The following is an 8,999-nucleotide window of genomic DNA, read 5'->3' on the forward strand; positions in this document are numbered from 1 at the left end:
GCGCTCGCCGGCATCGGCTTCTTCGGGGTGGCGGTCTATCTCATGCTCGACCGGCTGGGCCGGGGCGACCTCGACGAAGAGGACGACCTCGACGCCGAGTGATCAGTTTCCCGGGGGGGATAGTGGGAAGGGGCCTGGTGCGTATCGCCGGGCCCCTTTCTCGTTTTGGGCCTGGCCGTGCTAACACCGCTGCATGATCCCGAACCATGGACCCGCGCTGGATTTCGGACTTGGCGAGACCGCCGAGGCCATCCGCGACACCACCGCGCGCTTCGCCGCCGACCGCATCGCGCCGCTCGCCGCCGACATCGACGCGACCAACACCTTCCCGCGCCAGCTCTGGCCCCAGATGGGCGAGCTTGGCCTGCATGGCGTCACCGTGGAGGAGGAATACGGGGGGCTTGGCCTCGGCTACCTCGAACACGTGGTGGCCATGGAGGAGGTGAGCCGCGCCTCGGCCTCAGTGGGGCTGTCCTATGGCGCCCACTCCAATCTCTGCGTGAACCAGATCCGCCGCTGGGGCTCCGAGGAGCAGAAGCGCCGCTACCTGCCGCGCCTGATCTCCGGCGAGCATGTAGGCTCCCTGGCCATGAGCGAGAGCGGCGCCGGCTCCGACGTGGTCTCGATGAGCCTCAGGGCCGAGCATCGCGGGGACCGCTACGTCCTGAACGGAACCAAGTTTTGGATCACCAACGCCCCGCATGCCGACGTCCTGGTGGTCTACGCCAAGACCACCCCCGGTGAGAGCAGCAAGGGGATCACCGCCTTCCTGATCGAGAAGGACTTCAAGGGTTTCTCGGTCGGCCAGAAGCTCGACAAGATGGGCATGCGTGGCTCCGACACCGGTGAGCTGGTGTTCGAGGATTGCGAGGTCCCGGAAGAGAACGTCATGGGCCCGGTGAACGGCGGCGTGGGGGTCCTGATGAGCGGCCTGGATTATGAGCGCACGGTGCTGTCGGGCGGGCCGCTGGGGATCATGCAGGCCTGCCTGGACGTGGTTCTGCCCTACGTCCGGGAGCGCAAGCAGTTCGGCAAGCCCATCGGCTCCTTCCAGCTCATGCAGGGCAAGGTGGCCGACATGTACGTCGCCCTCAACTCGGCGCGCGCCTATGTCTATGCGGTGGCGCGGGCCTGCGACGCGGGTCAGACCACGCGCTTCGACGCGGCGGGCGCGATCCTGATGGCGTCGGAGAACGCCGTGAAGGTCAGCCTGGAGGCCATCCAGGCCTTGGGCGGCGCGGGCTATACCCGTGACTATCCGGTCGAGCGCCTGCTGCGGGACGCCAAGCTCTACGATATCGGCGCCGGCACCAACGAAATCCGCCGCTATCTGATCGGGCGCGAACTGATCGGGGCGTGAGGCGGCGTATCAACGCTTTCTCCACCTCCGATTCACCTTAGATGGACAGACCACGCCGGGGGGCGGAGGTACGACCGATGCGTAAGGCCCTTGCCCTGATGTCGCTTATGGCCCTGGCGGGCTGCGCCAGCCTCGAGCCGCGGCTCAGCTGCGCCGCGGGCGAGGAGCCCATGCGCACAGCGCAACTGTTCTTTGGCCAGAACATCGGCGACAAGCCGGGGGTTTCCGACGCCGACTTCCGCAAGTTCACCGACGAGATCCTGACCCCGCGCTTTCCGCAGGGCCTCACCGTCCTGGACGGGGGCGGACAATGGACCGGCGCGGAGAACAAGCTGATCAGAGAAGCGGCCAAGGTGGTCGTCCTGGTTCTGCCCGCCGCCAATGGCGAGAACCGCCGTAAGCTGGGGGAGGTGCGGCAGGCCTATGTCGAGCGGTTCCACCAGGACAGCGTGATGATGATCAGCCAGCGCGCCTGCGTGTCGTTCTAGGTCCGGAACCCGACGTGGGATCCGAGGGTTCTGTCTCCCGAACTTCAGGAGAAGAACCCATGCGTAATATCCTCATGCTCGCCCCCGCCGCCGTCATCGCCATGGCCCTCTCGGCGTGCGGCACCACCACCACGGAACGTGCGGCCACCGGCGCCCTGGGCGGCGCTGCCGTCGGCGCTGTCGTCAGCGGCGACGCCAAGGGCGCGCTCGCCGGCGCGGCCATCGGCGGTATCGCCGGGGCGGCCACCACCCCGCGCAACTAGCCCGACCCGTCCAGCCCGGCGGCCATGGCTCGAAGAGCCCGGGCCGTCGCGGCGTCGGCCGGGAAGAAGGTCTCCAAGGTCATTTCCGACAAGGTCACGTCCACCGGGGTGCCGAACACCGTCGTCGCCGACAGAAACGACAGAACGCCCCCATCCTCCGTGTTTAGCTGGAACGGGATCGCCACGCCGGCGAATTCGTCCGACGGCTTGCGCGGCGGCTGGCCGCCTGGAATCGGATAGGCCCTGACCTCGGTCAGCAGCGCCGCCAGCCCCGCGTCGGCGGTCAGTTCCACCTCCCGCCGCAGCCGCTCCAGGATATGGGACCGCCACTGGTGCAGATTGACCGTGCGCCGCGCCAGTCCCCGCGGATGCAGGCTCAGCCTTATAACATTCAGCGGCGGGGCCAGCAGATCAGCATCGATCCCACGCATCAGCGGCGCGACCATGCGGTTGGCGCTGACCAGGTTCCACTGTCGGTCCACGGCCATGGCCGGGAAGGGCTCATGGCCCGTGAGGATCAGCTCCACCGCGCGGCGCGCCGCGGCCAGGGCGGGATCGTCCAGGGACCGCTGCGGGAAGACCGGCGCGAACCCGGCCGCCACCAGCATCACATTGCGCTCCCGTAGCGGAATCTCCAGCTGATCGGCCAGGCGCAGCAGCATGTCGCGGCTGGGCTGGGCGCGGCCGGTCTCCACGAAGCTGAGATGGCGGGTCGAGATCTCGGCCTCCAGGGCCAGATCGAGCTGGCTCATCCGGCGGCGCTGGCGCCAGTCGCGAAGGTGGTCGCCCACGGCCGAAGCTGTTCTGGTCATGAGCCCACGTTAGCCCCCCACCCGCGCAGGCTCCATGACCTGGCAGGTAATGGAGGAGCTGCGGTTCCAGACATGCGAAAGGCCGCCGGGGGCGCCCGGCGGCCTTTCCACTGTCAGACCCGGCGCGGCTCACGCAAGCCTCTCCAGGCACGCCTAGGTCTGCAGCGTCCGCTCCAAGGGAAGCCTCAGCGGGGGCGCGAGACGGAACCCTGAGCAGATGCGTTGACGCCCACCGAGGCGTCCGCCCCGTCGCGGGAGGCGTTGGCGTTGGCCGAGGCGTCGGCGTCAGCCGAGGCGCTGGTGGACCGGGCCGCTTGGGCCGCAGCGCGCTTGGCGGCGCGGGCCTCAGCGCGCGCTTCCCGAGCGGTCTGAGCGGCTGTGTCGCGGGCATAGTCGGCCGAAGCGCTGGCCGTATCGCGGGCGTAGCCTGAGGCGCCGCGAACCATGGAACCGGCTCCGCTGGCGTCGACGGAGCCGCCGAACGAACCCGAGCCGGTCATGCCGCCGCCAGTCCCGCCGATCATGCCTCCCAAACCGCCGCCGCCGCCAAGGGCGCCGCCGATTAGTTGAGCTTGGGCGCCCGTGCCGAGGGCGAGAAGAGCACTTGCAGCCGCGGCCGCGATCATCGTGGTTCTACGCATGTCGTTCTCCCAATTTTCTCAGAGCCGCAGTTGCGTCTCTTGGGAGGTCCAACGACGGGGCTGGGACTTTTCATCCCAGATCTTTTGATTTTTCGATTACTCGCCGGCGAGCAGGGCGCGGTCCGCGCCCACGGCCCGGGGTGAGGTGCGCAGGTCGAACGCCACCAGGCCTTGGCCATAGGTGGGATCGGGGCCGCGTGACCCCAGGTCCGTCGCCTGCCGGGACAGGCTGGCCATCGCGCGCCCAGCCGCTGCCTTGTCCGGGCTGGCGAGTTCCAGGGCCAGGCGGCCGGCCACGAGGGGCGCGGCGAAGGATGTGCCGCGCAGGGCCACATAGCCGCCCTGGCTGGAGGCCGCGGCCATGTCGGCGCCGGGGGCCGCGAAGTCCACGTGCGCCCCGCGCCCGGCTTCGGGCAGCACCCTGCGCCGTCCGTCCACGGCGGTGACCGAGACCACGCCGGGATAGGCGGCCGGATAGAGCGGCGCAGCGGCCGGGCCGTCATTGCCCACGGCGGCCACCATCAGGTGCCCGCGAGACACCAGGGCGGCCACCGCGGCCTGCAGGGTCCGGTTGGGCGGTCCCACCAGGCTGACATTGATGACCGGGACTTCGTTTCGGGCCATCCAGGCCAGGGCCTGGACGATGATCGCCGCCGAGCCCCCGGTCGGCGATCCGCCGTAGACGTCGGCCACCAGCAGCCTGGCGCCGGGCGCGGCGCCCCGGAACGCCGGTCCACGGCCCACCATCAGGGAGGCGACCGCCGTCCCGTGGGCGCTCACCTTCAGGCCGCCGGGCGCGAAGCCGCGCTGCTCCACGGGGCCCAGGCTGGGGTGCGCGGCGACGCCGCCATCCACCAGGCCGATACGAACGCCGGAGCCTGCGGCGCGCGCGGCGGGGCCACGAGCCGTCGCAGGCGCTGCGCCGGCCCCGAGATAGATGTGGTTGAAGTCGTACTGGCCCTCAGGATCCAGCGCCTTGAGCCGGCGGACCGCCTCTCGCGCCGAGACGCCGGGGGGCACGCCCAGCGTCACGGTGCTGAGGTCCAACCCCTCCAGGCGCGTCTCCTCGCCCACCCGGAAGCCCGCCGTCCTCACGATGGCCAGGGATCGCGGGGAAGGCGACAGGATCAGAACCTCGCCGCGCACGACCGCCTGGCCCTGGTCGTCCACGTCGATGACGTCGGCATGATCGCGGATCAGGGCCTGGATCTGCCGGCCGCGCAGGGAGGTCAGGGCCTCTCCCGCCAAGGCCTCGGTCCGCCCCATGAGGCCGCGTGCCGTGGAAGGCAGGGCAGACGCGGTTGGCGAGGGGAGGGCGGGCGTCGGCACGCTCGGAACCCGCGGCGTCCGCGTGCGCGGTAGGTCGGGCAGTCCGCCCATCGGCAGTGCGCCGCCGGCTCCAGGCATGGACGGCAGGCCCACGCCGCCCAACTGCGCGCTGGCCGGCAGGGCCACCACGCTCATCGCCACCACGCTCAGCGAGCGGACGATCCAAAGATGACAGAGCCCCATCGTGAATTCCTGTTCCCGACGGACCTCTAAGCACGGCAATGGCGTTTTGTTCCGCATAGGCGTTTTCAGACCAAGGGGCGCCGGTTCGTTGTCCGAACGCGATCAGCTAAAAGGGGCGATGGATGAAACGACCCGGCGCCGTCGTTTCATCCCCAGACAGAGGCGAGGTCTTGGACGGCTTTCAACGTGAGATCGTCGAACTGCTTCCCCGGCTGCGCCGTTTGGCGCGGGCGATCACACGGGACGTGGCGGACGCCGACGACCTGACGCAGCTCACGGTGGAGCGCGCCCTCATGCGCGCCGATCAGTGGGCGTCGGGGACCCGCCTGGATAGCTGGATGTACAGGATCATGAAGAACGCCTGGATCGACGAAGCCCGCGCCCGGACCCGCCAGAGCCGCGTGTTCGCGCCCGAGGAGCAAGGGCTGAACGTCGGAACCGATGGCGCGGCGGCCATGGAGGCTCACCTGCAGGCCGCCTCGGTGGAACAGGCCATGGCGCGCCTGCCCGCCGATCAGAGAGTGGCCGTGGCGCTGGTGCTGGTGGAGGGATTATCCTATCGCGAGGCGGCGGCGGTGCTGGAGGTTCCGGAAGGAACCCTCACCAGTCGCCTGGTCCGGGGCCGCAACGCCCTGTTGGCCGATCTCAGGGGTGCTGCATGAAGATCGATGACCGCAAACTGATCGCCTATGTCGACGGCGAGCTCGACGCCGCCGGCCGCGCCCAGGTCGAGGCCGCCGTGGCCGCCGACCCGGTGCTCGGCGTGCGCCTGGAGGAGCACCGCCTGCTGCGGTCCAAGGTCGCCGGGGCCTATGCCGGCGTCGCCCAGGAAAGCGTGCCGGCCCAGCTCATGGCTGCGGCCCAGGCCGCCGCCAAGCTCGATCCCGACAATGTGGTGAAGCTCGCCGACCGCCGCAAACCGCCGCCTGTGGCCAAGCCGCCGGTGAAGGTCGCCTTGCCCGCCTGGAGTTCGGTGGCCGCGACCCTGATGGTGGGCGTGGTGGCGGGCTACCTGATCTCGCAACAGAACGCCGGCGTGCTGGCGCCCAGCATGGATGGGTCCCTGGTGGCGCGCGGCGGCCTGGCTCGGGCGTTGAACAACAATCTCTCGGCCACTTCCGGGCCCGCCCGCCTGGGCCTCAGCTTCAAGACCGCCGACGGCCGCTATTGCCGCACCTTCCAGGCCGACCCCCAGCGCATCGCCGGGATCGCCTGTCGCGAGGGCCCGCGCTGGATCGCGCGCATGACCACGGCGGCCCCGGCGCCCACCAAGACCCATGACTACCGGATGGCGGCCAGCGCCACGGCGCCTGCGGTGCTGGCGGCGGTGGATGGCATGATCGAGGGCGAGCCCCTGGACCGCGCCGGCGAGATGGCGGCCAAGGCGCGTCGCTGGCGGAGCTAGAGCATTTTCTGATAAGTGTGAAACGGTTATCGGATCGAAAAATGCTCTAACGTTTTGAATTAGAGCCCTTTTTGTCCGATCTGATTGAAGCAATCAGATCGGAAAAGGCTCTAGGTCCGAAGGTCGAACAGGGTGCCCTGCGCCTTGTCCTGCACGCGCTGGCGCGTGACCTGTTCGTCGGTCTCGCGGTTTTTCACCTGGTCAGGCTTGGCCTGCAGGTATTCGCGCATATCGCCGTTTTTGGTCACCGGCGTGTCCATGCCCTCGGAGCGGGACGGGGCGGGTGGTGCGACGATCTTCGGCGCGGCGGTGTCGCGGGGCCGCACGGGATAGTCAGCATAGGATGAGGTGGCGCGGGTCGGGTCCATGGCAGGAGAATGACAGCTTAGCCATAAGCTTTCGTTCATCTTTGGCGTTAATTGGCGCCAACCATACCGCTGATATGCGAACGGCCGACCCGTTGTCGGGGCCGGCCGTTCCATTGTCGGACCGCTCAGCGGTCCCGCAAACCTGAAGCGCTTACGCGCAAGCCTCGTAAGCGGAGGCCCAGATCACGGTTTCCACCTGCGGATGAAGACAATGAGACACTGGGTCACCTCCTTTCAGTTGTTGAACAAGACCTCGAATATGGGACCGATTTGATCGATCCGCAAACGGCGCTGTTCACGCATGCCGATTTCGTGTTCCGGCGCCTGATTTCTCCTCCTCTGTAAACAGGGGGGAGAGGCTGTCAGCGCCGGCCGCTGGCCAGGGCCTTCTGTTGCAGGCTCGGCCGCCGGCGCAGGTCGGTGACCGGCACGCTCAACTTGTCGAGCGCCTGGTTCATCGCCTTGTAGCCGCCGGCCACGGCGGGGTCATAGGCGGCCCAGTCGCGAATTTCCACGCCGGTTACGTCCGGCGTCACCAACACGTCGGTGGCGTCGCGGGCCGCGGCCAGGTCGCGGCCGGAGGAGACGGTGGCCGCCCGCATCAGCAGCGACACGATGGGCGGGCCCTTGCGCCACTGGCCTGAGAAGATCCAGCGCCAGACCGAGGACGGGCGCGCCACGTCGGCGGCGGTAATTGAGCGCCCGCGCGAAACGTCGATACCGATGATCGGCCCCAGCTCGTTGATCCGCATCACGTCGGCGGGGAAGTTCTTCATCACCGCCCCGTCCACCAGCACCTCGTTGTTGTGGGTGGCGGGCGGCAGGACGCCGGGCAGGGAGATGGTGGCGCGCAGGGCCTCGCGCAGCAGGCCGCGGCGGTGCAGCTGATAGGTCCCGGTGGTGAGGTTCGACGACAGGCAGAAGAACGGCAGCCACATGTCGGCGATCTGCACGTCGCCGAAGTGCTCGGCAAGCCGTTCGCGCACCTTTTCGCCCCGGGTCATGGCCAGCAGGGGGATGGCGATGTCGTCCAAGGGGCTGGTGTTGACGAAGGCGGCGCGAATTCGCCGCTCCATCTCCGCGTCGTCCCACCCCAGCCCGACCCCGGCGGCGACGATGGCGCCCATGGAGACGCCACCCACGAAGTCGATGGGCACCTTGCGCTCGCGCAGCGCCTTCACGGCGCCGATATGGGCGTAGGCCCGGGCGCCGCCGCCCGACAGCACCAGGCCCACCGCCTGGCCGGTCAGGACCCGGGCGATGCGCTGAATGTCGCCGGCGTGGTCGCGGCGCATGTGGAACAGGCGGGCGGGCTTGGCCGCGTCCATCCAGGCCTCGGAGCCGACCGGCTTGGCCGCCCCCCGCTTCTGGACGAGGATCAGGTCCACCAGGTTCTGGCCCTGCAGCGGTTCGTTGACATGGGGATGGGTGGCGGGCGGAACGACGTCTCCGCGCCCGATCCGGAACAGGCGGTCGACCTGACGCCCCACGACCTGCCGCCAGCCCAGGTCGGCGGCCTCGGCGCAATAGAGGACGAAGTCGTAGTCGCGCTCGACCTCGGAGAACCATTCGGTGGGGGCGTGCTGGGCTTCCGCCCCCACGACGGTGACCGAATAGCCGAGCTTGCCGACCTCGCGGGCGATGCGGTCCACCTGCGGACGCACGGCCACGGGTTCGCCGATGGTGACGAAGCCGAACACCGAGGGCGCGGCCCCGGAGGACTTGGTGGCCGCCTGTCGGCTGCGCAGGATCATAAGGCGGGCCAGTTCGACCATCACCTCGGAATCGTCGTCGCAGGCGTCGAAGAAGGCCTCGCGGGGCAGGGCGAAAATTTCCGAATCGCGCAGGGCCACCACGTGGCCCGAGTGCGGCACGCCAGAGATCATCGACATCTCGCCGGCCGGCTCTCCCGGACGGATCACGCCCAGGAACTGCGGCTCGTGGCCTTCCTCGCGGCGGAAGGCGCCCAGGCGCCCGGCGCGAACGAAATACAGGTGATCGGCCGGTTCCCCGGCGTCGAACAGGGTCACTCCGCCCGGCAGGGAGAACCAGGTGGCCTCGCCCTGGGCGCGCTCATCCTCGAAGAGGCGCGAGAGCGCGGAATCAGTCGAGATGCCCGGTAGGTTCGCCACGGAGCGGGAGCCTAAGGT

Annotated in this window: 10 protein-coding genes; 5 read left to right on the plus strand and 5 right to left on the minus strand. The window is 69.2% G+C overall.

From position 1 onward, the window contains the following. Nucleotides 1-193 precede the first annotated feature (193 nt). The 3 genes from RMO97_RS05125 (at nucleotide 194) to RMO97_RS05135 (ending at nucleotide 2,111) form a co-directional block, all read left to right on the plus strand. Nucleotides 194-1,360 (plus strand): isovaleryl-CoA dehydrogenase, encoded by a 1,167-nt coding sequence (locus tag RMO97_RS05125; protein WP_310539459.1) that lies wholly within the window; start codon nucleotides 194-196, stop codon nucleotides 1,358-1,360. Nucleotides 1,361-1,437: 77 nt separating this feature from the next. Beyond that, complete coding sequence (locus tag RMO97_RS05130; protein ID WP_310539460.1) at nucleotides 1,438-1,848, plus strand: DUF3574 domain-containing protein; 411 nt, start codon at nucleotides 1,438-1,440, stop codon at nucleotides 1,846-1,848. Between the two features lie 59 nt (nucleotides 1,849-1,907). Further along, nucleotides 1,908-2,111, plus strand: a complete 204-nt coding sequence (locus RMO97_RS05135) for a hypothetical protein (protein WP_310539461.1) — start codon at nucleotides 1,908-1,910, stop codon at nucleotides 2,109-2,111. On the opposite strand, the gene RMO97_RS05140 is transcribed toward RMO97_RS05135, so the two are convergent. The 3 genes from RMO97_RS05140 to RMO97_RS05150 all read right to left on the minus strand — a co-directional run bounded on the left by RMO97_RS05140 (nucleotide 2,108) and on the right by RMO97_RS05150 (nucleotide 5,076). Next, on the minus strand, nucleotides 2,108-2,923 hold the full coding sequence (locus tag RMO97_RS05140) for a helix-turn-helix transcriptional regulator (RefSeq protein WP_310539462.1): 816 nt from the start codon (nucleotides 2,921-2,923) through the stop codon (nucleotides 2,108-2,110). The genes RMO97_RS05135 and RMO97_RS05140 overlap by 4 nt on opposite strands. A 185-nt stretch (nucleotides 2,924-3,108) precedes the next feature. Further along, nucleotides 3,109-3,564, minus strand: coding sequence for a hypothetical protein (locus RMO97_RS05145; protein WP_310539463.1), 456 nt, complete (start codon nucleotides 3,562-3,564; stop codon nucleotides 3,109-3,111). 96 nt (nucleotides 3,565-3,660) lie between these two features. Beyond that, nucleotides 3,661-5,076, minus strand: a complete 1,416-nt coding sequence (locus RMO97_RS05150; protein WP_310539464.1) for a S8 family serine peptidase — start codon at nucleotides 5,074-5,076, stop codon at nucleotides 3,661-3,663. 170 nt (nucleotides 5,077-5,246) lie between these two features. Here RMO97_RS05150 and RMO97_RS05155 point away from each other — a divergent pair, with 170 nt between their 5' ends. Beyond that, a complete protein-coding gene (locus tag RMO97_RS05155; protein WP_310539465.1) occupies nucleotides 5,247-5,738 on the plus strand; it encodes a sigma-70 family RNA polymerase sigma factor in 492 nt (163 codons plus the stop codon). Continuing rightward, complete coding sequence (locus RMO97_RS05160; RefSeq protein ID WP_310539466.1) at nucleotides 5,735-6,481, plus strand: anti-sigma factor; 747 nt, start codon at nucleotides 5,735-5,737, stop codon at nucleotides 6,479-6,481. Before RMO97_RS05155 ends, RMO97_RS05160 begins: the two co-directional genes overlap by 4 nt. A gap of 110 nt (nucleotides 6,482-6,591) precedes the next feature. On the opposite strand, the gene RMO97_RS05165 is transcribed toward RMO97_RS05160, so the two are convergent. Next, on the minus strand, nucleotides 6,592-6,849 hold the full coding sequence (locus tag RMO97_RS05165) for a hypothetical protein (protein ID WP_310539467.1): 258 nt from the start codon (nucleotides 6,847-6,849) through the stop codon (nucleotides 6,592-6,594). A 362-nt stretch (nucleotides 6,850-7,211) separates the two neighbouring features. Further along, nucleotides 7,212-8,981, minus strand: a complete 1,770-nt coding sequence (locus tag RMO97_RS05170) for a patatin-like phospholipase family protein (protein ID WP_310539468.1) — start codon at nucleotides 8,979-8,981, stop codon at nucleotides 7,212-7,214. Nucleotides 8,982-8,999: the final 18 nt, after the last annotated feature.

It is taken from the genome of Phenylobacterium sp. (assembly GCF_031425575.1).
In the GTDB taxonomy this organism is placed as follows: domain Bacteria; phylum Pseudomonadota; class Alphaproteobacteria; order Caulobacterales; family Caulobacteraceae; genus Phenylobacterium.